We start from the raw sequence: 23371 nt of genomic DNA, 5'->3' as shown, positions 1-23371 counted from the left end.
AGCCTACATGCCCATCTCGGTCGGGTTAAAGCCATCCGGGAACTTCGTGTACTCGTCGTAAAGGGCGCCACGGAAGTGGGTGTTGGTGATGATGGCTCCGCGCAGATCGGCGCCAATGCGCAGATCGGCCCGGTTCAGCTCTGCTTCGCTAAGGTCAGCCCTGAGCAACTTAGCCCGGTAGAGGTTGGCCCCCCGCAGATCCGCCTTCACCAACTTAGCTCCGATTAGGTTCACCCGTCGCAGCTTGGCTCCGCGCAGGTCGGCTCCGGAGAGATCCGCCCCTGCCAAATCCGCCTCGCGCAGATCCGCCCCACTCAAATCGGCATCCCGCAGAATGATGCCCCTCAAGTTCGCACCGCTCAACTGGGCTCCGCTCAAGTTGGAGCCAGAGAAATCCCGCTGGCCAGACGCATAAGCCTGCAACAGTTGCTTGGCATCTAAAAGAGGCTTGATACTCGCTGTTGTCATCGCTGTTGGTTCTCTCGCAAAAACGCAGGAAGGCTACCTTAACCCAAGCTCCCCCCCTGCCAGAAGCAGGCCGAGAGCTCTTCTGGGCTAGCTTACCACTCTGTGTCCCCCCGGTAAGGACACCCCAACCCACCTAAGCCAAGAGGAAACATGCCCCAGGAACTCAGGCAGACACGGCCTCCCGTTGTTCAAAGCTGGTCGATTTCGCGGCGCAGATTTTCCAACTCCGCATCTACCTCGCTTTCAGCCGAGGCAGCAGATTGGGCTTGCGGCAAAACTTTCCGCTCTCCGGCGGGCAATTGGCCCTGCATCGCCGCTTTCAGCATCATCAGCTCGTGATCGACATCCGACCCACCTGCTTCCAAAGCGGCAAACTGGTTCTCCAAGTTGTCCACCGCCAGCTCCGCCACCGCCGCCGACTGAGCTTCCAGGGAGTTCACCTTCTCCTCCATGCGCTCGAAAGCCGCGAAGGCACTGGTGGCGTCCACCCGTCCGATGACCTGGTTAATTTGTTGAGAAGCCTTGGCAGCGCGGGCCCGGGCGATGAGCATATCTTTCTTGGTCTTGGCCTCGGCGATTTTGCTCTCCAGCTTGGTCATGTTGGCCTTTAAGACCTCCACCTGCTTGGTCTGCTCATCCAACTGCCGCTTCAGGCTCTGGGCAGTTTCGGCAAAGGTTTTCTTGCGCACCAGCGCTTCGCGGGCCAGGGCTTCGTTGTTGTTGCGCAGGGCCAACTCGGCCCGTCTTTGCCACTCGTCAACGTTCTGCTGCGCTTGCTCATACTGCCGCTCGATCCGCTTCTGGGCAGCAATGGCCTGGGCAACCGCTTGCCGCATTTGGTAGTGATCCTCCGACATGTCCTGAATGGTTTGGTTCAGGATTTTCTCCGGATCTTCGGCGCTGCTGACCAGCGCGTTGATATTGGATCTGATGATTCGGCTGACCCGATCGAACAATCCCATCGGTTGTTTCCCCCTCTAGCAGTCTGACCTAATGCTACCCTTGCCGTTCCGGTGCCTTCCAGTGCTTCTACCCCAGTATAGGGATCCCTGGCCGAGATCCGAGGAAATGGGTCAGAGGGGATCCTGCCCCAGCCCTTATGTCTTAATCCCCGGATCTCGGTGGATTGCACCGGACTACCGGGGCACTGATAAAGCCCAGAAGACTTATCGAACGTCGGTGTTGGACTGTACGACCAGTCCAGAGACGGGGGCCCGAAGGGCGCTGGGCTGTTGTTTGGCCAGCCCGATGTCTGGCTAGGTCGATGGAAGTTGATCGTCGGGCGAGTTCCCCAAATCTAGGAGGCGGATCATGTTCTCAAAAGCCTGGGCGGCGCGCGAGAGGTGGCGTTGGCGATGCTTGAGCAGCAGAAAGGGGCGTCGCAGAGCATCTGATCCGGCGGCCAGGGGCACTGCCCGCAGATCCCCCAGGCGCACTTCGTTGCGGATCATCAATTCCGAGATGGCGCCAGCTGCGGATCCCTGACTGACCTGGGCCTTGACCATTTCCCCACTTTGCAGGCGCAAGATGACCGATAGCCGCTCGACAGGGATCCCCCAGCAGGCCAGGGCAGCTTCAAAACGCTGCTGGGTGCCGGATCCCGGCTCCCTCATGATCCAGTCGGTTTCCACCAGATCTGAGATCTCGATGTTTGGCCGACCATACCAAGGATGTCCTCTGCCGACAATGAGGCAGAGGCGATCCCAATCGATGACGTGCTGTTCCAGGTGAGGTCGATCCTCAGGTCGGATAACGCCCTCCACCAGGCCCAGATTGAACTTGCCCTGTAGCAAACCCTCGGCAATGGCCTCTGTGTTGGCCAGCGTGCAGCGGATCTGAATGCCGGGGTAGCGCTGCTGGTAGAGGCTGAGGCGGTAGGGCAGCCAGTAGTTGCCGATGGTGAGGCTGGAACCGAGGTGAAGCTCCCCCATCTGCAGATTATTCAGCTCTTTGAGGCCCTGTTCCGTCTGCGCCACCCGCTGCAGACCGACCCCCCCACGGATCCCTCGGGGGCGGTTTGGCATTTCTGGCTGGGCAAACCCTATGGTAGGAAGGCTTTGTGGTTTTCTGGCTATTTCTGTGCTGGCGTGGGCGGAGCTCCTCTTTCATAGGAGTTCCGTAGCCAGGCGGGCTCTTTCCCACGCAAGAGATGGATCTACATGAGCTGTAGTGGATAACACTGAAAAAAGTTGTAACGTTCGCTTGTCCCAATGCCCTCCAGAGCCGATAGTGTCTGCCTAACCTGCAGGGACGCCACATCCGCGCTCAGGGCTTTCAAACCGGCTCCCAAAAAACCCTGCTACAGGCGGCCTTGCGATCCATCTGAATCCCAGCCCAACGCCGGCGCGGCTTCAGGAGTTCGCATGATTTGGCGAGGAAAGTTTTGCGTCTGCGAAGGGTAACCTGAGACCAAGAATAAGACCTGAATGCTGGCCTAAATTGCGTGTATCTGGATACCTGAGTTCTGCGAAGGTGGAGTGGATACTGCCATGAGCCGACTTTCCTCTCATGAAGCCTATCTGAAGAGGATGCTCTTCCGCCCGACCACTGCAGCCCCCCACGGCATGACGTTGATCGAGTTGCTGGTGGTCATCGTAATTGTTGGTATTCTCTCCGCTGTGGCTATTCCCAATCTGCTCAATCAGATTCGTCGCTCCAGAGTTGCTGAAGCCCAAGCAGCTTTGGCGACCGTTGGCCGTGCTTCAGAAGTTTTCCGCATGGACTTTACGGTTTATCCCTCCGGCTACACCGATATCGAATTCGGTGGGGTTCACGGGGATCGCTATTTGCAAGACCCCTGGCCAGCCTACAACTATCGTCTTCCTGAAGTGGTTCCTCCTGCTCCTGGCGTGACCGGCATGCGTTGGATGACTGAGGCTCATACCCATGTGAGTGCTGGTGGGGAGCTTCTGCGCTGTGACATCGGCCTTGGGGATCGCCAGCAAGAGGTTTTGGCTTCTGGCTACGACCTGCACAACTCCTGCAACCTCTATCGGTGAAACTCTGAAGATTTCACACAACGGGACTGGGCGGACTTGAACCGCCGGCCTAGCGCTTAGGAGGCGCTTGCTCTATCCATCTGAGCTACAGCCCCAGACAAAGAGAGAATGGAGCAAGGGATGCTGGGCAACACCTACCGATCTTAAACCCCCAACTTAGATTACCAGAAAGAGCCGTCTAGACCTTTGCCTGGAAGCCAGCCGCAGCCGTGGAGGGGATGTCAAGTCAAGGCCCTTTTGCGCTGTCGCGCCAGCGCTGAGTCGGAAGTGAGGTGCCGGATTGGCGGCCAGTCTTCTAAGGTATTTTGATAAGGTATTTTGATTGAATATTCTGACTGGGAAATTGGCGTTGTCTTGGAGGCGCTTTGTCTGACAGTCTGCTGATCCGCAATGCGGAGCTATTGGTGCCGGAAGGGGATCCCTGGCTGGGAGATGTGCTGGTGCGGGAGGGGCGCATTGCCCAAATCGGCCAGAATCTCTCGGCAGAAAGGGTGGCTAGGGTTATCGACGCGGAGGGCCATACCCTCATGCCGGGGGTGATCGACCCCCAGGTTCACTTTCGCGAGCCGGGCCGGGAGCACAAAGAAGACCTACAGACGGGATCCTGGGCCTGCGCTCGCGGTGGGGTAACCAGCTTTCTGGAGATGCCCAATACGGATCCGCTGACGATCGACCAGGCAACGCTGGATGACAAGTTGGCCCGGGCCGCCAGCAAGTGCGTGGTCAACTACGGCTTTTTCATCGGAGCCACCGCCGATAACCTTAAAGAGCTGCAAACAGTGCAAGGGGCTTGCGGCATCAAGATCTTCATGGGATCCATGCATGGCCCCTTGCTGGTGGATGACCAAGCGGCATTAGAGCGGATCTTTGCCGAGACGGATCCCAATTTTGTTATCGCCGTCCACGCTGAAGATCACTCGCGGATTCAAGCCCGGCGGGCCCTCTTTGCCGAACGTACAGATGTGGCGGTTCACTCCCTGATTCAGGATGAAGAAGCCGCGCTGATTGCCTCGCAACGGGCTTTGGACTTGGCCACCCGCTACCGCCACCGCCTGCACATTTTGCACCTCTCCACCGGCCTGGAGGTGGAGCTGCTGCGCCAGCACAAACCCGCCTGGGTTAGCGCCGAGGTCACCCCTCAGCACCTGCTGCTCAGCACCGCCGACTACGCCCGCCTGGGATCCCTCGTCCAGATGAACCCGCCGCTGCGGGATCCGGCTAACCTGAACCAGCTCTGGCAGGGGCTACACGACGGCATCCTTGATTGCATCGCCACCGACCATGCCCCCCACACCCTGGCCGAAAAGGCCCAGCCCTACCCCCACTCCCCCTCTGGCATGCCCGGTGTGGAGACGGCCTTGCCCCTGATGCTGACCGCAGCCCAGCAGGGCCGCTGTACCCTGCGCCAGGTGGTGCAGTGGATGTGTGAGGCGCCGGCCCGCCTCTACGGGATCCCCAACAAGGGGCGGCTGCAGGTGGGCTACGATGCCGATCTGGTATTGGTGGATCGCCACACGCCTCAGCCGGTGCGCCGGGAAGAGCTGCTCACCAAATGCGGCTGGAGCCCGTTTGAGGGCTGGGAGCTGGTGGGCTGGCCGCTGCTCACAATTGTGGGCGGGCAGATCGCCTTTCAAAACGGTCAGGTGGATCCCTCGGTGCGCGGCCAGGCGCTAACCTTTCGGCGCTAGGGGGATCCCCTTCGAGGTTGCACCTGTTCAAACCTTTCAAGATGGCGGTTGAACACTGAGCTGCTTCGGCTTCTCCCTGCCTAGGCAAGAGGAGCAGAGCTCCAGATCCCATCTCAGTTTATAGTCTTATAGTCATTTCAAATAGCAATGAAACGGTTCGTTACGTCGTTATTGCTACGCAACGCTGTCGCGAACGCGCCGCTCTAACTCCCCTCTCCCTCTGGGAGAGGGGCTGGGGGTGAGGGCTGGGAGAGGGGCTGGGGGTGAGGAATGCTTGGGGAGTGTCTTACGCCCTTTCAGTAAGCTGTGCTACTTTGAAAGCGATAATCGATGATAATCAAGTTGGAAAACACCTAAGGAGCGGCCATGAAAGTTGCCTACGTCTTCATCACTCCTCGCGGCGGCACCTACAAGCTGGGCCAGATGATCCTGCCGCAGCTAGAAGCGGGGGTACACGGCGCGGAAGTGGTGGGCATGTTCTTTTTTGACGACAACTGCTTTGTCTTGCGGCAGGGGGATCCCATTGGCGAGCGCCTGGCCAAGATTGCCGAAGCGCAAAAGATTTTGCTGATGATGTGTGACCTGTGCGCCCTGGAGCGCAACCTGGCGGAAGGGGAACCCAAGTGGTGCGACTCAAAGTGCCAGGGGCGCAAGGAGCCGGGCTATTGTGTTCCCAAGAATGTGGTCAAAGGCGTGCAGGTGGGCTGCTTCCCCGACCTCTACGCGGCCTTAAAAGACAACCCACCTGACCAGGTAATCAGCCTCTAACCAACTTAGCTGACGGCTACGGCAGCAGGCGGCTCTTGGCTGGGCTGAGAGCCAATCTTGCGGAAGACCAGCCGTTCGTTGGCCACATCCACCAGGATGCGGTCGCCGGGCAGGAACTCGTTTTCCAGCAGCTTGGTGGCGAGGGGGTTTTCGATCTCCCGCTGGATGACCCGCTTGAGGGGTCGGGCCCCAAACACGGGATCGTAGCCCAGCTCGGCCAGGTAGTCCTTGGCCTCTTCGGTGAGGACAATCTCAATCTGCTGATCCCCCAGCAACTGCTCCACCCGCCGCATCTGCAGGCTGACGATCTGGCGAATCTGCGCTTTGGTGAGGGCGTGGAAGATGATGAGTTCATCCACGCGGTTGAGGAACTCCGGCCGGAAGTGGTGCCGCAGCATGGCCAGCACCTGAGTTTTCATCTCCTCGTAGCGGCTCTCATCGCCCCCGATTTCCAGAATCAGCTCGCTGCCGATGTTGCTGGTCATGATGATGATGGTGTTCTTGAAGTCCACCGTCCGCCCCTGGGAGTCGGTGATGCGGCCATCGTCCAGCACCTGCAGCAGGATGTTGAAGACATCGGGGTGAGCTTTCTCCACCTCGTCAAAGAGCACCACCGAGTAGGGACGGCGCCGCACCGCTTCCGAGAGCTGCCCCCCTTCTTCGTAGCCCACATAGCCCGGCGGAGCCCCAATCAAGCGGGAGACAGAGTGCTTCTCCATGTACTCGGACATGTCGATGCGCACCATCGCCTCGGAGGTGTCGAAGAGGAACTCCGCCAAGGCGCGAGCCAGCTCGGTCTTCCCGACGCCGGTGGGCCCCATGAACAGGAACGAGCCGATGGGTCGGTTGGGATCCTTGAGGCCGGCCCGGGCCCGCCGAATGGCAGCGGCTACGGCGGCTACCGCTTCGTCCTGGCCCACCACCCGCTGGTGCAAGTGGGCTTCCAGGCGCAGCAGCTTTTGCTTTTCCGACTCCATCAAGCTGGTGACCGGGATCCCGGTCCAGCGGGAGACGATCTCGGCAATGTCTTCGGGCGTCACCTGCTCCCGCAGCAAGGGCTCACCGTTGGCCTGCAGCTTGGCCAGGTGGGCCTCCTGCTCTTGGATCTGCCGCTCCAGCTCCATCAGCTTGCCGTATTTGAGCTCGGCAGCGCGGTTGAGGTCATATTTTTGTTCTGCCTGTTCAATCTGCAGCTTGACGGCATCCCGCTCGGCTTTGAGGTTTTGCAGCCGCTCGATGGCCTCTTTTTCCATCTGCCAACGAGCATTGAGCTCCCGCTGTCGCTCCATCAGGTTGGCCAGCTCCTGCTCGATTTTGCCCAGGCGATCTTTGGAGGCGAGGTCGTCTTCCTTCTTGAGGGAGAGCTCCTCCATCTGCAGTTGCATGATGCGCCGGTCGATTTCATCCAATTCGACGGGTTTGGAGGTGATCTCCATCTTGAGCTTGGCCGCCGCTTCGTCCACCAGGTCGATGGCCTTGTCGGGCAAAAAGCGCTCGGAGATGTAGCGGTTGGAGAGAACGGCTGCCGCCACCAAGGCCGAGTCGCTGATCTTGACCCCGTGGTGCAGCTCGTAGCGCTCTTTGAGTCCGCGCAGGATGGAGATGGTGTCTTCTACGGAGGGCTGATCCACATACACCGGCTGGAAGCGGCGCTCCAGGGCGGCGTCTTTTTCGATGTGTTTGCGGTACTCATCCAGGGTGGTGGCGCCAATGCAGCGCAATTCGCCCCGGGCCAGCATCGGCTTGAGCAGGTTGCCGGCATCCATCGCCCCCTCGGCAGCCCCCGCCCCGACCACGGTGTGCAGCTCGTCGATGAAGAGGATGATCTGCCCTTCCGATTCGGTAACCTCCTTGAGCACAGCTTTGAGGCGGTCTTCAAACTCACCGCGGTACTTGGCGCCAGCAATCAAGGAGCCCATATCTAGAGCAATGACGCGCCGGTTTTTCAACGACTCCGGCACATCTCCCCGGTTGATGCGTTGAGCGAGACCTTCGACAATGGCGGTTTTCCCCACGCCGGGTTCGCCGATGAGCACCGGGTTGTTTTTGGTGCGGCGGGAGAGCACCTGAACGACGCGGCGGATCTCGTCGTCCCGCCCGATCACCGGATCCAGCTTCCCTTCGCGGGCGGCCTTGGTCAAGTCGCGGCCATAGCGCTCCAGGGCCTCGTAGCGGGACTCAGGGTTTTTGTCGGTAACCCGCTGTTTGCCCCGCACTTGTTGGATAACGGGTTTGAGGCGCTCGACGGTCAAACCCAGGGGTGCTAAAACCCGCTTGCCCACCCGCTCGTCGTCCAGGGCTCCCAAAAGCAAGTGCTCTACCGAAATGAAGTCGTCTTCGTATTCTTTGCGAAACTCTTCAGCCCGATCCAGCGTGGTCTCCAGGCCGCGGCCCAGGTAGAGCTGATCCACCCGCGCCAGCTTGGGCTGCTGGTTGATAAAGCTTTCCACCTTGTCCCGCACCAGCCTTGGATCGAGGCCGGCCCGCTGCAAAATGGTCTGGGTGAGACCCCCTTCTTGATCGAGAAGGGAGATGAGCAAATGCTCGGTTTCCAGTTGCTGCTGCTGGTGCCGCCGGGCTACATCCTGGGATTGGACAATGGCGCTCCAGGCTTTCTCGGTAAATTGGTTGGGATTGGTGGGCTGCATAGAAGTTCAGCAGGTTTTTTACTACAGTGTATAGGAAGACAGCAGGGGAAGCGGCCATCTCGGCCCCCGCTTGGGAAAAGGGATCCTGATAATTCAGGTATCGCCCATTTTGGCCGCGCCAGAGTTCGCAACAACCGCCCCCTTTGCCCTCGATCGATGGAGGGATCCCCGCCTTATTCCTCTTCTTCGCAGGGGCGGCCCTCGCCGATCACTGCCAAATCAATTTGCTGGCGGTAGTAATCGACGTTTTTAATCTGCACTTCCACTCGATCCCCCAGACGGAACTGGCGCCGGCTCTTGCGCCCTACCAGGGCCTGCTGGCGGCTGCGGTACTCGTACCAATCGTTTTTCAGGGTGCTGACCCGCACCAACCCTTCCGCCAAGATGGGATCCACCTGCACAAAAAAGCCGTAGTTCTGGACGCCGATGATCAGGCCGGGGAACACCTCCCCCAGATGTTTTTGCATGAACTCAGAGCGCTTCAGGCCCATCAGCTCCCGTTCTGCGTGCTGCCGGATCCGGTGCCCCGCCTGGATTTTGGGCAGTTGCGCCTGGAGAAAGGCCTGCCATTCCTCCTGCAGCTTGGGTGGCAACACCTGCCAGTCGATCTGGCCGTAGCCGCCGGGGCCGTGCAGATCCACCACGGTTTTGGAGCGCGGGCTGCGGCGATCCCGTCCTTTGCTCAAGGCCAGGTGCAAAGCACGCAAATTCAGCAAATCGGCATAGCGGCGTAAAGGGGCCGTAAAGGTGGCGTAGGGTTCTTTAAGGCCCAAGCCAAAATGGCCGAGGGGCTCCTGCAGAGGCTGCAGGCAATACTCGACGGGGGGCAAAGTGGCCAACAACTGGGCCACCAAGGCTGGGCTAGTCCCTGCGGCCAACACATCGGGGGCGGTGATGCGGACACAGATCCGCTGCCAATCGGCCAAGGTCACGGCTTCTGGATCCTGCAAATTCAGATCCAGCTTCATGGCGTTGGCCAGGCGCAAAAAGTTCTGCAGGGCCTCGGCAGTGGGGGCGGACTGCACGCGGGCCAAGGAAGGGATCCCCAATTGGCGCAAATGGTGGCCCAAGGTTTGGTTGGCCAGCAGCAGCACCTCGGTCATCAGAGCGTGGGCGCCGAGGCGATCGCTGATCAAAAGGGGGCCGTAGCCGCTCTCGTCAGCGGAGTGGGGGGTGAGCAAATCCAACAGGGGCAGGTCAAAGCCGCCCGCTTGGTGACGTTTGACCCGCAGGATTTGGCTGAGGCGGAGCAGGTTTTGCAGCAGGGCCATCAATTCTGGCACCTCCTCCTCAGGGCCCAGATCCGCAGCGGTGGCCAAGAGGGCCTGCACCTGGCCATAGGAGAGGTGAGCCCGCGACTGCACCAGGCTGGGATGGATCTCGAAGCTTTGTACCACCCCCTCTGGGTCGATGGTTAACAGCAACGAATAGGCCAAGCGCTCCTGCTGCGGCAACAGAGCCAGGCGGCTGTGCACTTCCGGCGGAAAAAGAGGCAACACCCTCGTGTCGAGGTAAACGGTGGCCGTCCGCTGCTGAGCTTCTTGCTCCAGAGGATGCTCAGGATCCAGCCAGTGGGCCACGTCGGCAATGTGGATCCCCAGCAGCCAGTTGTCCTCTTCCTGCCGCTGCAGGGAGACGGCCACGTTGGGCTCGAGGCCGTGGGGGTGCTGCAGATCCAAGGGTTCTAAAGTGATGCAAAACCAATCGCGCAGATCGCGACGGCTCTTTTGGTCGGAGCGGCTCAGCTTTTTGGGCAGGGCGGCCGCGGCTTCTAGCACCGCCGGGGGAAACTCCTGCGGCAGGTCGTACTTGCAACAAACCAGATCTGCATCGATGGAGGCCTCCGGGCCGTCGCCCAAGATCTTGCGAATCGTGCCCACGGGGGGCAAATCTCCCAGCGGATAGCGCTCCACTTCCACATAGGCCACCCGACCTTCCGCCAGCTCGGCAGGGGATCCCTCCGTCAAGGCCAGCTCGAACAGCAGCCGGTCATCCAAAGGCACCACCCGAAAGTCCTGTTCCGTCTGTTTGAGGCGGCCCACCAGCGTAGGGTTGGCCCGCTCCATGACGGCCACCACCTCTCCCTCCGGGCTGCGGCGGCGATTGCCCTCTTTGGTGATCCGGGCTATCACTTGGTCGCCGTTCCAAGCGCCGCTGAGGTTGCTGCCGTGGATGTACACATCCTCCGCCCCCGGCTCATCCCGGATGGCGAAGCAAAAGCCCTTGCTGGAACAGCGCAAGCGCCCCACCACCAGGGATTCATCCGGCCTACGCCGATAGCGAGGCGGATCCCCTGTGCGTTCGAGAAACCCTGCCCGCACCAGACCATCGAGGGCAATCTCAAGCATTTCCTGCGCTTCTGGATCAGGGGATGGCAAGAGAGCAAGAAGTGTGTCTTTGTCGGTCCATTGTTCCTGAGAGAGAAAATGCTGAAAAATCCGAGAGAAGTCCATTTTGGGTGTCAGGGAAAGGAGGAGGGAAGAAGGGGGGTTAAGACAGGGCAAGACTCAACCCGTTGGCGTTAATCTCGGTGGCCGGTGACGATAAAAGCCACCCGCTGACCGATGTTGGTGCTGTGGTCGGCCAGACGTTCTAGGTAGCGGATCGCCAGCAACATCAACAGGATAGGCTCGATCGATCCCCTGATGTCCGACTGTTGCGCCAACGTATTGTAAAGGTTGGTGTAGTCTTCATCAACGGCGTCGTCTTCCCGCTTCAGTTGTCGGCCCAGCTCGGCATCCAACTCCGTCAGGGCCGCCAGGCTATGGCTGAGCATTTTCTGGCAGCGCTGCATCATCACGCGAATGTGCCTCAGCTCCGGCGGCGGCGGGTAGAAAGCCAAGCGCAAGGCCACTTCGGCCAAGTCTTTGGCGTAGTCGCCAATCCGCTCCAGATCCCGCACCAGTTGCATCAGGGCGCTGATCCAGCGCAGATCTTGTGCCACCGGCGAGCGCAAGGCGATCAAGCTAATACAATCTTTCTCGATTTGACGATAAAAACGGTCAATTTGCTTGTCTTGGGAGATGGCCTGTTCGGCAGCGGCCAAGTTCTGTTCAAACAGGGCCTGCTGGGCCAAGACCACCGATTTTTCCACCAGCGCCCCCATGCGCAGCACGTCCTGCTGAATCCGCTTGATCTGAAGTTGCAGCTCAGCTTGCCCCATGGCTTTTTCCCCATGGATGTAGGTGGGAGGGAGTGGCTGCCACTGTTGGCGGCCCCCGAAGCCAGTCGATTGCACCGGTAGATCTCAATCATGGCAAACTTCTCTCGAATCAAGAGAAAAAACAGGATGGGGATCGAGGGAGCGGCCAATTTGGGAGAGGATGATAAGGAGGGGGTGCAAGCGGGTGGGGTGTTGCGAGGTTGTCTCCGCCTGGAGGCTTGGGGCTATGCTGTCGTTCTGGATTGAGATACTCCGATGACTCGTCCCCCCATTGTCGTGCTGGATGATGATCCCACCGGATCCCAGACCGTGCACAGTTGCCTGCTGCTGACCCGCTGGGATGCGGAAACGCTCAAGCTGGGCCTGCAGGATGGCTCGCCAATTCGCTTCATTCTCACCAACACGCGATCCCTGCCGCCGGCCAAGGCTGCCGAGGTGACACGGTCGGTCTGCCGGGCCCTCAAGCAGGCCATGGGGGAGCTGGGGTGGGAGCGGGCCCTCTTTGTCAGCCGCTCCGACTCGACGCTGCGCGGGCACTACCCCTTGGAAACCGATGTCATGGCGGCGGAGCTGGGGCCTTTTGATGCCCATTTTCTGGTGCCGGCTTTTTTTGAGGGAGGGCGCATCACCCGCGACAGCGTCCACTACCTGCGGGTGGAGGGCCGCTGGGTGCCCGTGCATGAAACGGAGTTTGCCCGCGATGCGGTGTTCGGCTACCACCACAGCTATTTGCCCGACTATGTGCAGGAAAAAACCCAGGGGCGGATCCAGGCTGAGCAGGTGGTGCGATTGACGCTGGAGCAGATCCGCGCCGGCTGTCTGGAGCAGCTTTTGGGTCTAGAGGGGAATGTCTGCTGTGTGGTGGATGGAGAAACCCAAGCGGATCTGGATCGTTTTGCCCAGGATGTTTGGGCGGCTCTGGAGCAGGGGAAGCGCTTTTTGTTTCGCAGCGCCGCCAGCCTCTTGACGGCTCTAGCCCAGTTGCCGCCGCAGCCGGTTCCGCCAGAGCAAATGGGGCAGTTTGTCCGCTCCGACCGGCCAGGGGTGGTGATCGTGGGATCCCATGTGCAAAAGTCCAGCCAGCAGTTGGCCCGCCTGTTGCAGGAGCCAGGGATCCAGGGCATTGAAGTGGAGGTGAAGCGCCTGTTGGAACCGGGGCGGGAAGCGGAGCTGCTGCCGGCCATCTTGAGCCAAGTCCAGCGCGCCTACGAGCAGGGCCTGACGCCGGTGGTCTACACCAGCCGAGAAGAAGTGAGGTTCGACGGTGCCACCCCAGAGGCACGCCTGGCCTTTGGGCAGAGGGTTTCTCGTTTGTTGATGGCCATTGTGCAGGGGCTGCCGGAGGGGATTGGCTACCTGGTCAGCAAGGGCGGCATCACCTCCAACGACACCCTCAGCCTCGGCCTCAACCTGCCGGCAGTGCGGCTGCTGGGGCAGATCTACCCAGGGGTCTCCATGGTGCTCACGCCGGCGGATCACCCCCGCTTTCCCAACTTGCCGGTGGTGCTGTTTCCGGGCAACGTGGGCGAGGTGGATACGCTGGCTTTGATCCACCGTCGCCTCCACAGCCGCGGGCTGGTCTAGCCTAGAGGGAACGCTTCTGTCGGTTCTTCCCGCCATGGCTGAACTCATCTCTTCGCCTGAAGCTCTGCCCGCCTCGGAGGCCTGGTGGGGATCCCTGCGCCAGGGGCAGACGGCGTTGCCCGCGGCGGTGGTGCACCGCTGTTCTGAGCGCCTGGGCAGCCGGGATGCCGATGTGGTGATTGCCGGCGGCACCCTGGGGATCCTCTTGGGAGCGGCTTTGGCCCAGCGGGGCTGGCGGGTGATCCTCATCGAGCGGGGGAGCCTGCGGGGGCGGGAGCAGGAGTGGAACACCTCCCGGCAGGAGCTGCAGGTGTTGTTAGAGCTGGAGTTGCTCACCTCGACAGAGTGGGAGGCGGTGCAGGTGACCCACTACCCCAGGGGGCGCATTGGCTTTGGGGAGGGCCCCACCTGGTGGGTGGAAGGGGTGCTGAACGTGGGCGTGGATCCGGTCAGCTTGCTGGAGTTCCTCAAGCAGCATTTTCTGGCCTGGGGGGGCCAGGTGCGGGAGCAAACCGGGTTTCTGGGCGCCACGGTCCACCCCGATGGGATCCGCATCCAAACCACCACCGGCCAGCTCAGCGCCCAACTGCTGCTGGATGCCATGGGGCACCGCTCCCCCATCTTGGCCCAGGCCCGTCAAGGGCAGCCGCCGGACAGCGTCTGTCTGGTGGTGGGATCCTGCGCCCAGGGGCTGCCGGAGCAACCCACTGGGGATCTGTTCTACAGCTTTACCCCCGCCCAGGAGGGCTACCAGCCCTTTTGGGAGGCCTTCCCCGCCCGCGATGGCCGCACCACCTATCTCTTTACCTACTGCGACCGGGATCCCCGCCGACCCAGTCTGGAGAGGCTTTGGCAGGACTACTGCCGGCTGCTCCCTGCCTACCAGGGGGCCGAGTTGGCCCAGATCCGCTGGCTGCGCAAGCTGTGTGGTGTTTTCCCCGCCTACCGCCGCAGCCCGCTGCAACTGCCCTGGGATCGCCTCTTGGCGGTTGGCGACAGCAGCGGCAGCCAGTCGCCTTTGAGCTTTGGCGGCTTTGGGGCGATGTTGCGCCATCTGGATCGCCTGCAGCAGGGGATCCACGAGGCGCTGGTGCAGCGGCAGTTGGAGCAGGCGGCCCTGGCCCTGCTGCAGCCCTACCAGCCTAATTTGGCGGTAACCTGGCTTTTTCAGAAGGCGATGATCCCTCCTTTGGGAGAGAAAAACTGGGATCCCAACAGCATTAACCGCCTGTTGAGCAGAGTGTTTGAGGCCATGGTTGCCGCCGGCCCCCAGGTGGTGCAGCCCTTTTTGCAGGATGTGGTGCAGTTTGGCGGCTTGGCCCAGGCGCTGTGGGGGGTGATGAGGCAAGATCCAGCCCTGGTGGCCGCGCTTTTGCCCCGGTTGGGGTTGCCGGAGCTGGTGGCCTGGGCGGGCCACTTTGGCGCCCTCGGCCTCTACGAGCTCTTGCAAAGGCTAGCCGACCGCCTGGAAGCAGCCCCGCAAGACTACTTCTGGCAGCGGCGGCGCGAGGCCTGGCGCTACGGCTGCGGTCGGGATCACTGGCCGTACACCACTACTCCATAGGGCGGCACCTCAACGGGATCCCCTTGGTTTTTTGCCGAGGATCCCTGGTCGCCGCTATCTAGAAGCTTCTCCCACTGGCCGTTGGGCCATTGGGCGTAGGTGGCTGCTTGGTCGGAGCTGAAGTTAAACAGGGCCAGAACGGCTTGGGATCCCTGCTGGCGGTGCAGCGCCAGGCCGGTTGGAGCAAACAGCTCCACCCCCACCGAACTCCGTTCCAGGTTTTGCAGCGGCGGCAGGGTCTTGCGCAGGTGAATGAGGGTTTGGTACCACCGCCGCAAGACCTGGTGGTGGCCAGCAGTGCCCAGCTCCCAGTTGAGCTTGGAGCGCAAGAAGGTCTCCTCTGCCTGGGGATCCGGCACCTCCCCTTGCCAGGCAAAGGCGCTGAACTCGCGGCGCCGTCCCTGGCGCACCGCTTCCACCAGGTCGGGATCCCCGTGGCTAATGAAGTAGAGAAACGGGGCCACCTCCCCATACTCTTCCCCCATAAACAGCAGCGGCAGCATGGGAGCCAGCAGCAGGACGGCGGCGGCCAACTTCAGGCCCTCTAGGGAAGTGAGCTGGCTGAGGCGCTCTCCCAGCCGGCGGTTGCCCACTTGGTCGTGGTTTTGGATGCAGATTACAAACTGGGAGCCCGGCCTGGCGAGAGCGGAATTGCCGTGGCGGCGGGCCCGGTAGCGGGAGTACTGCCCAGAATAGACGTAGCTCTCGCGGTAGGACTTGGCCAGGTGCTCCAATTGGCCGAAGTCTTGGTAGTAGCCTGTCTTTTCCCCGGTAAGCAGGGTGTGAACTGAGTGATGGAAGTCGTCGCACCACTGGGCATCTAGGCCGTAGCCCCCTTGCTCGCGGGGGGTGATGAGGCGGACGTCGTTGAGGTCGCTTTCGGCTACCAGAACCCTGGGCCAGCCTGTGCGCGCCTCCAGGGCCTCCACCCGCTCTGCCAATTCCTGCAAAAAAGGGTGGGCGCTGAAGTCGTAGATGGCATGCACCGCGTCCAGCCGCAGGCCGTCCAGGTGAAACTCCTCTAGCCAGTATTCGGCATTTTGCAGGAAAAACTCCCGCACGCCGTCGGAATAGCGGTCGTCGAAGTTGAGGGCCTCCCCCCAAGGGGTGCAGTACTTGTCGGTAAAGTAGGGGCCAAAGTTCCGCAGGTAGTTCCCCTCCGGCCCCAGGTGGTTGTAGACCACGTCCAAAATGACAGCCAGGCCCTGCTGGTGGCAGGCATTGACCAGCGCCTTCAGGCCCGCTGCTCCTCCATAGCTGACCTGCACGGCATAGGGATAGACGCCGTCATAGCCCCAGTTGCGCTCCCCCGGAAACTGGGCCACCGGCATGAGCTCCAGCACGTTGACCCCCAGCTCCACCAGTTGCGGCAGGCGGGGGATCAGGGCGGCAAAGGTGCCCTCCGGGGTAAAGGTGCCTACATGCAGCTCGTAGAGGATCCACTGGGAGAGCGGGATCCCCTTCCAGGCTTCATCCTGCCAGTCGAAGTGAGGATCCACCACCCGCGAAGGGCCATGGACGCCGCGGGGCTGACAGCGGGAAGCGGGATCCGGCCGCTCCACCACCCCCGCTGAGGTGTGCAGGCGGTAGAGGTAGTCCACTGGCCCCGGTGGGATCCCCTCCACTTCACCCTGCCAGTAGCCTTGCCCATCCTGGGCCAGAGGGATGACCTGTTGGACGGGGCTGATGACTTTTAGCTCCACGTGTTCGACCAAGGGCGCCCACACCGAGAAGCGGTAGTGGCCCTGGCCGCAGGGATAGGCGCCAATCCGTCTAACTGGAGGGGAAAGCACGGAACCCATTCTATAACTTGGCTTCTACTATAGCGGGGCTTGCCCCCCTAGGCCTGCCAGGTCAAGGTCTTGGGCTTCTCTGCCATAGTGGAATTAACCCTTTGCTGCTCCGTCCCTATGTTTAACTACCCGCCCAGCCATCCGGATCCCACCGTTGTCGATGTCTACCATGGGCAGCCGGTGCCGGATCCCTATCGCTGGCTGGAGGATCTGGATTCTGAGCAGACGCGAGCCTGGATCGAGGCGCAAAACCGGCTAACTTTTGACTATCTGCAGCGGATCCCGGCGCGGCAGCGGCTCCTGGAGCGCCTGACCCAACTTTGGAACTACGAAAAATACAGCCAGCCCTTCAAAGAGGGCGGCCGCTACTTCTACTTCAAAAACGACGGCCTGCAAAACCAGAGTGTTCTCTATACGCAAGAAAGCCTGGAGGGCGAAGCCCGGGTTTTGCTGGATCCCAACACGTTTTCGGAAGACGGCACTGTAGCCCTCTCAGGCATTGCCATCAGCCGCGACGGGCGCTACCTGGCCTATGGCCTCTCCCGCTCCGGCTCCGACTGGCAGGAGTGGAAGGTGCGGGACATCGAAACCGGAGAAGACCTGCCGGATCACCTGCGCTGGATTAAGTTCTCTGGGGCCAGCTGGACACGGGATGGGCAGGGATTTTTCTACAGCCGCTACGACGAGCCACCCCCCGGCAGCGAGTACGAAAGCGCCAACTACTTCCAAAAGCTCTACTACCACCGCCTCGGCACCCCCCAGTCAGAAGATGTCTTGATCTATCACCGCCCCGACCAAAAAGAGTGGGGCTTTGCTGGCGGGGTTACCGAAGATGGCAACTACCTGATCATCTCCGTCTGGCGGGGCACGGATCCCAAAAACCTCCTCTTCTACAAAGACCTACGGGATCCCAACTCGCCGGTGGTGGAGCTCATTTGCGAGTTCCAGGCCGAGTACAGCTTTGTCGGCAACGACGGCTCCCGCTTTTGGCTGCTGACGGACTTCCAGGCTCCGCGGCGGCGACTGGTGGCCCTTGACCTGGACAGCCCAGGGCAACTGCAAGAGGTGATCCCTGAGGCTGAGGAGACCCTGCAAGGGGTTAGCCTCATCCACAATCAATTTGTTGCCTTCTACCTCAAAGACGCCCACACCCAGATCAAGACCTTTGCTTTAGACGGCACCTACCAGGGGGAGATCCCTCTGCCGGGGCTGGGATCCGCCAGCGGCTTTGGCGGCAAGCGCTACGACACCGAAACCTTCTACACCTTCACCAGCTTCACCACCCCGCCCACCATCTACCGCTACGACTTCACCACCGGCAGCAGCACCCTCTTTCGCCAACCGCAGGTGGATTTCGATCCCCAGGCCTATGAGGTGCAGCAGGTGTTCTACGCCAGCAAAGACGGCACCCGCATTCCCATGTTCCTTGTCCACCGCCGTGGCCTAGCGCGGACAGGGGATCACCCCACCCTGCTGTACGGCTATGGCGGCTTCGGCATCTCTCTGACCCCCAGCTTCTCGGTGGGCCTGGTGGCCTGGCTGGAGATGGGGGGAGTTTACGCCCAGCCCAATTTGCGTGGCGGCGGCGAATATGGGGAAGCCTGGCACCAGGCGGGCACCAAGCTCAACAAGCAAAAGGTCTTCGACGACTTCATCGCCGCGGCTGAGTGGCTGATGGCCCATGGCTACACCAACCCCTCGAAGCTGGCCATCGCCGGCGGCAGCAACGGCGGCCTCTTGGTGGGGGCCTGCCTGACCCAAAGGCCGGAGCTGTTTGCCGCGGCCCTGCCCGCTGTGGGGGTGTTCGACATGCTGCGCTTTCATAAGTTCACCATCGGCTGGGCCTGGGTCTCGGAGTACGGATCCCCGGACAACCCCGAGGAATTCAAGGCCCTCTACGCCTATTCCCCCCTGCACAACCTCAAGCCCGGCACCGCCTATCCCGCCACCCTGATCACCACAGCAGATCACGACGACCGGGTGGTGCCGGCCCACAGCTTCAAGTTTGCTGCTGCCCTGCAGGCGGCACAGGGGGGATCCCAGCCCATCCTCATTCGCATCGACACCAAAGCCGGCCACGGGGCCGGCAAGCCCACCACCAAGCTCATTGAAGAGACCGCCGACCGCTGGGCCTTTTTGGTGCAGGTGCTGGGGAGGGATGGAACGGGAGTTAGCGAGCTTTAGGGCCCAGGCCCACCCGGCCGGCATAGACTGCCGCTTCCCCCAGCTCGTCTTCGATGCGCAACAGTTGGTTGTATTTGGCAATGCGCTCGCTGCGGCAGAGGGATCCGGTTTTGATCTGGCCGGCGCGGGTGGCCACCGCCAGGTCGGCGATGGTGGTGTCTTCTGTCTCACCGGAGCGGTGGCTGATCACAGAGCGAAAACCTGCCTGGCTAGCCAGGTGCATGGCCGAGACCGTCTCCGTCAGCGTGCCAATCTGGTTGAGCTTGATCAAGATGGCATTGGCGGCGCCGCTGTCGATGCCTTTCTGCAGCCGGGCTGGGTTGGTGACGAACAGGTCGTCCCCTACCAGTTGCACCCGCGATCCCAGTTGAGTGGTGAGGGCCTGCCAGCCGGCCCAGTCTTCCTCCGCCAGTCCATCTTCAATGGAAAGGATGGGATAGTTGGCCAGCAGTTGCTCGTAGTAATTGACCATTTGCTCGGCGCTACGGGCTTGGCCCTCGAAGTGGTACTGCCCATCCTGCAGCAGCTCGTTGGCGGCCACGTCCAGGGCCAAGGCGATATCTTCCCCCGGCCTGTAGCCTGCCTGTTCGATGGCCGTCAGCAACAGATCCAAAGCTGCCGCATTGGAGGGGAGATCGGGGGCAAATCCGCCTTCGTCCCCCACCCCGGTGGACAGCCCCTTCTGCTGTAGCACCGTCTTCAGCACCGCAAACACCTCGGCCCCGTAGCGCAGCGCCTCGCGAAAGCTGGCCGCACCAATGGGCACCAGCATAAACTCCTGGATGTCCACGTTGTTGTCGGCGTGGGCACCGCCGTTGAGCACGTTCATCAACGGCACCGGCAGCAAGTTGGCAAAAGGCCCGCCCAGATATTTGTAAAGAGGCAGGCTCACCGCTTCCGCCGCCGCTTTGGCCGTCGCCAGAGAAACTGCCAAAATGGCGTTGGCCCCCAGGCGGGACTTGTTGGGGGTGCCGTCCAGGTCGATCAGCAACTGGTCGATGCGGGCTTGGTTGAGGGCATCTTCTCCCCGCAGCTCCGACTGGATGGGGCCAAGAATGTTTTCCACCGCCCTCAGCACGCCCTTACCTCCATAGCGCTTGGGATCCCCGTCCCGCAGCTCGTGGGCCTCAAAGGTACCGGTCGAAGCGCCGCTGGGCACCTGCGCCAAGCCCGTTGCTCCGTTGGCCAGGCCCACCAGGGCTTCTAGGGTGGGGCGTCCTCGCGAGTCGAGGATCTCATGGGCGGTAATCCACTCGATGGCCGTTTCCACAGTTACACCTCAGCAATTGGCTAGACAGCTCTGGCCAAAGCCAGATCCCCCCACAGGCTAATAGATCCTTGACCGGGATCCCGTCAGCTTCCAGAAAACTTTAAGAGAGAGAACCCAAAGATTCTGCGGAGCTGCAGGGGTGAATTGAGCATTGGCTGGTTTGGGGGGCAGAGTTTAGGCCCCATCCCCTCTAGACAAAGCGGTGGCTCAGCCGCATCGGGTCGTGTACAGTGATCTTCTTCTTGTAAATGGAAATGTACTTCTTCTTGCGCAGCTCTCCCAACAGACGGGTGATGGTGACGCGGGTCGAGCCAATGGCTTCGGCAATGGCCTGGTGAGACAGCTTGAGATCAATGGTGACCCCATCCGGGCCAGGCACCCCGAAATCGCGGCAGAGGATCAGCAAAAAGCTAACCAGACGGGATCCCATATCGCGGTGAGCCAGCGTCTCGATCATCATCTCCGTTTGCAAAATGCGGGAAGACAAGCTCTTGAGCAGCAACATGGCCAGTTCGGCGTTCTCCCGCAGGGATTTTTCCACCTGCTCAATCGGCAGAGAGAGCAACTCAGCAGGCGTAAAGGCCACCGCGTGATAGAAGCGGTCGGAGCGCTGCCCTGTGATGAAGGAGAGCACCCCGAAGATGCTGTTTTCCCGTAGAAGAGCAACGGTAATTTCTTCCCCCATTTCGTAGACCCGCGAGAGCTTGACAGCTCCTTTCACCAAAAAGTAAACCCGCTCCGCCGGATCCCCAGGGAAAAAGATGGTCTTACCACGTTCAAACGTTTCGATAACCGGAGGATGGTGAGGGCCTCCCAGTTGCTTGAAGGCTGTGATCAGAGATTTTTCTGCGACGGCCACCACCATACTCATCAACCTTTTGAGGTCAGTTTATACCTAAGATCAATCCATGTAAGATCAATTTAGAAGCATTGGGCCGAGTTGCAACCCTATCGACTCCAGAATCGGCAACAATAGCCGGGTTTACCCTAAGGTAGAAGGTTCTGCCTAGGCATCTTTGTAGCATGGGCTACGTTTTTAGGTCTCGTTTCTGTTCCACAAAGGGATCCCAAGCCAAGGGTAGGATAAGGGCTATTGTCACTGGGGCCTTGCCAGCTCTGGGTGGTAGGAAGCAAGTGGTGGACTGGAAAATCCTATGGGGATCCCGGAGGCTGTTGTTGCTGCACCTTCTCAACTGAGCCGCCAGCATTTCACAGTGCGGATGCCGGAGCCGGCCAAGCATCTGCTGGAGGTGGAACTACAGATCCAAGAGGTGGATCCAGAAGTGCCTCTGCGACTGCGGCTGCCGGTGTGGACGCCGGGATCCTACCTGGTGCGGGAATATGCCCGCCATGTGCAAGAGTTTCAGGCGGCAACGGAGCAAGGGATCCCTTTGGCCTGGCGGAAGGTAGATAAGAACACTTGGGAGATCGAGCCGCCGGGCTGTTCGGCTGTGAAGGTTCGCTATCGGGTCTATGCCTACGAGCTGACGGTGCGCACCAACCATTTGGATCTCACCCACGCCTACTTCAACGGGGCGGCGCTCTTTTTCTATGTGCCCGGTCGCGAGCGGGAACCCTACACCTTGACGGTGATCCCTCCCAAGCCAGATTGGCGCATCGCCACCAGTTTGCGGCCTTTGAGGTCTTCTTCTGAGGATCCTGCTTCCGGCCAGTCTTTTGTGGCGGCAGACTACGACGAGCTGGTGGATAGCCCGGTGGAGGTGGGGCTGCACCAGTTGCGGTCGTTTGCAGTGGAAGGGATCCCCCACTACTTGGTGGTCTGGGGAGCGGGCACTCTGGATTTGGAGCAAGCGGTGACCGATGCCGAGAAAATTGTCCGGGCCACTGCGGCGTTTTTCGGCGGGCTGCCCTACGACCGCTACTGGTTTATTGTGCATTTGTCGGCAGGGGGATTTGGCGGCCTAGAGCACAAGTACAGCACCACCCTCAACTATTCTGGCCTGGAGCTGCGTCGGCCCCAGTCCTACCGCCGCTTTTTGGCGCTGCTGGCCCACGAGCTTTTCCATGCTTGGAACGTCAAGCGGCTGCGCCCTCTGGCTTTGGAGAAAATTGACTACAACCAAGAAAACTATGTGGACTGCCTCTGGTTTTGCGAGGGGGCGACCAGCTACTACGAAAATGTCATCTTGCTGCGGGCAGGGATCCTCACTGCCAAAGATTTTTTGCAGATCCTGGCCGAGCAAATTGGCCGGCTGCAGCGTACTCCGGGTCGGGCCGTGCAATCGCTGCGGGAATCCAGTTTCGACACCTGGATCAAACTCTACCGTCCCCACGAAAATAGCCTCAACAGCCAGGTTTCCTATTACCTCAAGGGCGCTTTGGTCTGCTGGCTGCTGGATCTGCACATTCGCCACCTTTCGGGGGGCCAGGGATCCCTGGACACGGCCATGCAGGATTTGTGGCAGCGCTTTGGCCGGTTTGAGAAAGGCTACACCCACCAAGACTTGCGGGAAGCCTTTGAGCGGGCAGCCGGCGCCGATCTTGGCCGCTTTTTCGCCGCCTATGTGGAAGGTACGGAAGAGCTGGACTACAACGCTCACCTCCACCCTTTTGGCCTCACCCTCAAGGCCCACTTCAGCCGCCCTGACCCTTCCCCCTATCTGGGCCTGAACTTCAACGGCGAAGGCAACCGCATCAGCACAGTGGAGATGGGATCCCCGGCCCAAAAAGCAGGCATCTGGGCCGGCGACGAGCTGGTGGCCTTGGATGGCTTCCGGGTAAGCGCTGCCAATTTGTCAGAACGCTTGGCGGCCTACCAGCCCCACCAGGTCGTCTGCCTGAGCGTCTTTCAAGGCGATCAGTTGAAACACTTCTGGATCCCCTTGGATCCACCCCGCCCGGATGTTTACACCCTCGAAGCGTTGCCGCAACTCACTCCCACCCAGAAAGCGCTCCAGCAGGGCTGGCTGGGATCCCTGCTCGGCTCTTCGGGACAAGATACGCCTCTTCTTGAAAATTCGCTCACCTCGCCTGAGAATCTTGAAACAAGCGAGTAACCTAGTTAACTTAAACGAGAAGTAACAACAGGGGTCAGGAGCGAATCTAATGGACTTCGTTTTGGTTTTATTAATTGGGGTGGCTGTTGGTTTCTCATTGGGTGTTTACGTTGCTCGCCATTACAAGGTCAGTCCTAGACCGGAAATCTGGAAACAAGAGATCATTAGAGAGATACAGCCTGTTAAGTAATCAAGGGGTACAGTAGCAACACTTAGCAAACCAAC

At 60.6% G+C, this 23371-nt stretch carries 16 protein-coding genes and 1 tRNA gene; 7 read left to right on the top strand and 10 right to left on the bottom strand.

All coding sequences use genetic code 11. The features are described from left to right. Window positions 1-3: 3 nt before the first annotated feature. From NW826_RS07970 to NW826_RS07960, 3 genes are all read right to left on the bottom strand, one after another. Window positions 4-468, bottom strand: a complete 465-nt coding sequence (locus NW826_RS07970) for a pentapeptide repeat-containing protein (RefSeq protein ID WP_414335792.1) — start codon at window positions 466-468, stop codon at window positions 4-6. A gap of 188 nt (window positions 469-656) precedes the next feature. After that, a complete protein-coding gene (locus NW826_RS07965) occupies window positions 657-1430 on the bottom strand; it encodes a PspA/IM30 family protein (protein WP_414335790.1) in 774 nt (257 codons plus the stop codon). Window positions 1431-1724: 294 nt separating this feature from the next. Beyond that, window positions 1725-2492 carry a LysR substrate-binding domain-containing protein gene (locus tag NW826_RS07960; RefSeq protein WP_414509854.1) on the bottom strand — a complete coding sequence of 256 codons (768 nt, stop codon included), beginning with the start codon at window positions 2490-2492 and terminating at the stop codon, window positions 1725-1727. A gap of 465 nt (window positions 2493-2957) precedes the next feature. Between NW826_RS07960 and NW826_RS07955 the strand changes: the two genes are divergently transcribed. Beyond that, entirely contained in the window at window positions 2958-3467 is a 510-nt protein-coding gene (locus NW826_RS07955; RefSeq protein ID WP_414336261.1) for a type IV pilin protein, read from the top strand. A 21-nt stretch (window positions 3468-3488) separates the two neighbouring features. On the opposite strand, the gene NW826_RS07950 is transcribed toward NW826_RS07955, so the two are convergent. After that, a tRNA-Arg gene (locus NW826_RS07950) sits at window positions 3489-3562 on the bottom strand. 270 nt (window positions 3563-3832) lie between these two features. Between NW826_RS07950 and NW826_RS07945 the strand changes: the two genes are divergently transcribed. After that, the gene (locus NW826_RS07945; RefSeq protein ID WP_414509853.1) at window positions 3833-5155 is read left to right on the top strand and encodes a dihydroorotase; all 1323 of its coding nucleotides are present in this window, start codon (window positions 3833-3835) and stop codon (window positions 5153-5155) included. Between the two features lie 366 nt (window positions 5156-5521). Further along, window positions 5522-5923 carry a SaoD/DsrE family protein gene (locus tag NW826_RS07940; RefSeq protein ID WP_414509852.1) on the top strand — a complete coding sequence of 134 codons (402 nt, stop codon included), beginning with the start codon at window positions 5522-5524 and terminating at the stop codon, window positions 5921-5923. A 5-nt stretch (window positions 5924-5928) separates the two neighbouring features. Here the strand turns inward: NW826_RS07940 and clpB are convergent, their stop codons facing one another. From clpB to phoU, 3 genes are all read right to left on the bottom strand, one after another. After that, window positions 5929-8571, bottom strand: coding sequence for an ATP-dependent chaperone ClpB (clpB, locus tag NW826_RS07935; RefSeq protein WP_414509851.1), 2643 nt, complete (start codon window positions 8569-8571; stop codon window positions 5929-5931). Window positions 8572-8744: 173 nt separating this feature from the next. After that, window positions 8745-10919, bottom strand: a complete 2175-nt coding sequence (locus tag NW826_RS07930) for a ribonuclease R family protein (RefSeq protein WP_414509850.1) — start codon at window positions 10917-10919, stop codon at window positions 8745-8747. 173 nt (window positions 10920-11092) lie between these two features. Then, the gene (gene phoU / locus NW826_RS07925; RefSeq protein WP_414333153.1) at window positions 11093-11734 is read right to left on the bottom strand and encodes a phosphate signaling complex protein PhoU; all 642 of its coding nucleotides are present in this window, start codon (window positions 11732-11734) and stop codon (window positions 11093-11095) included. 255 nt (window positions 11735-11989) lie between these two features. On the opposite strand from phoU, the gene NW826_RS07920 reads away from it, so the two are divergent. Then, window positions 11990-13318, top strand: a complete 1329-nt coding sequence (locus NW826_RS07920) for a four-carbon acid sugar kinase family protein (RefSeq protein ID WP_414337999.1) — start codon at window positions 11990-11992, stop codon at window positions 13316-13318. Window positions 13319-13352: 34 nt separating this feature from the next. After that, window positions 13353-14882, top strand: a complete 1530-nt coding sequence (locus NW826_RS07915) for an FAD-binding oxidoreductase (protein WP_414509849.1) — start codon at window positions 13353-13355, stop codon at window positions 14880-14882. Here NW826_RS07915 and treZ read toward each other — a convergent pair. Continuing rightward, window positions 14855-16675: a malto-oligosyltrehalose trehalohydrolase gene (gene treZ, locus NW826_RS07910; RefSeq protein WP_414509848.1), complete on the bottom strand. Its 1821-nt coding sequence runs from the start codon at window positions 16673-16675 to the stop codon at window positions 14855-14857. The two genes, NW826_RS07915 and treZ, sit on opposite strands and share 28 nt — an antisense overlap. A 117-nt stretch (window positions 16676-16792) precedes the next feature. Here treZ and NW826_RS07905 point away from each other — a divergent pair, with 117 nt between their 5' ends. Next, window positions 16793-18859: a prolyl oligopeptidase family serine peptidase gene (locus tag NW826_RS07905; protein ID WP_414509847.1), complete on the top strand. Its 2067-nt coding sequence runs from the start codon at window positions 16793-16795 to the stop codon at window positions 18857-18859. Here the strand turns inward: NW826_RS07905 and eno are convergent. Beyond that, window positions 18846-20129, bottom strand: coding sequence for a phosphopyruvate hydratase (gene eno, locus NW826_RS07900; RefSeq protein ID WP_414509846.1), 1284 nt, complete (start codon window positions 20127-20129; stop codon window positions 18846-18848). The genes NW826_RS07905 and eno overlap by 14 nt on opposite strands. 190 nt (window positions 20130-20319) lie before the next feature. Next, window positions 20320-20994: a global nitrogen regulator NtcA gene (gene ntcA / locus NW826_RS07895; RefSeq protein WP_414333132.1), complete on the bottom strand. Its 675-nt coding sequence runs from the start codon at window positions 20992-20994 to the stop codon at window positions 20320-20322. A gap of 289 nt (window positions 20995-21283) precedes the next feature. Here ntcA and NW826_RS07890 point away from each other — a divergent pair, with 289 nt between their 5' ends. Next, a complete protein-coding gene (locus NW826_RS07890) occupies window positions 21284-23146 on the top strand; it encodes a M61 family metallopeptidase (RefSeq protein WP_414509845.1) in 1863 nt (620 codons plus the stop codon). Window positions 23147-23371 lie beyond the last annotated feature (225 nt).

This window comes from Synechococcus sp. OH20, from assembly GCF_047502685.1.
Taxonomy (GTDB): domain Bacteria; phylum Cyanobacteriota; class Cyanobacteriia; order Thermostichales; family Thermostichaceae; genus Thermostichus.
The sequence above is the reverse complement of the archived record's forward strand: the minus strand, read 5'-3'. Positions and strand labels throughout refer to the sequence as shown.

Coding starts and splice junctions, on each gene's coding strand:
- NW826_RS07970 (WP_414335792.1), bottom strand. CDS start 468: ATGACAACAGCGAGTATCAAGCCTCTTTTAGATGCCAAGCAACTGTTG.
- NW826_RS07965 (WP_414335790.1), bottom strand. CDS start 1,430: ATGGGATTGTTCGATCGGGTCAGCCGAATCATCAGATCCAATATCAAC.
- NW826_RS07960 (WP_414509854.1), bottom strand. CDS start 2,492: ATGCCAAACCGCCCCCGAGGGATCCGTGGGGGGGTCGGTCTGCAGCGG.
- NW826_RS07955 (WP_414336261.1), top strand. CDS start 2,958: ATGAGCCGACTTTCCTCTCATGAAGCCTATCTGAAGAGGATGCTCTTC.
- NW826_RS07940 (WP_414509852.1), top strand. CDS start 5,522: ATGAAAGTTGCCTACGTCTTCATCACTCCTCGCGGCGGCACCTACAAG.
- clpB (WP_414509851.1), bottom strand. CDS start 8,571: ATGCAGCCCACCAATCCCAACCAATTTACCGAGAAAGCCTGGAGCGCC.
- NW826_RS07930 (WP_414509850.1), bottom strand. CDS start 10,919: ATGCTTGAGATTGCCCTCGATGGTCTGGTGCGGGCAGGGTTTCTCGAA.
- phoU (WP_414333153.1), bottom strand. CDS start 11,734: ATGGGGCAAGCTGAGCTGCAACTTCAGATCAAGCGGATTCAGCAGGAC.
- NW826_RS07920 (WP_414337999.1), top strand. CDS start 11,990: ATGACTCGTCCCCCCATTGTCGTGCTGGATGATGATCCCACCGGATCC.
- NW826_RS07915 (WP_414509849.1), top strand. CDS start 13,353: ATGGCTGAACTCATCTCTTCGCCTGAAGCTCTGCCCGCCTCGGAGGCC.
- NW826_RS07905 (WP_414509847.1), top strand. CDS start 16,793: ATGTTTAACTACCCGCCCAGCCATCCGGATCCCACCGTTGTCGATGTC.
- ntcA (WP_414333132.1), bottom strand. CDS start 20,994: ATGGTGGTGGCCGTCGCAGAAAAATCTCTGATCACAGCCTTCAAGCAA.
- NW826_RS07890 (WP_414509845.1), top strand. CDS start 21,284: ATGGGGATCCCGGAGGCTGTTGTTGCTGCACCTTCTCAACTGAGCCGC.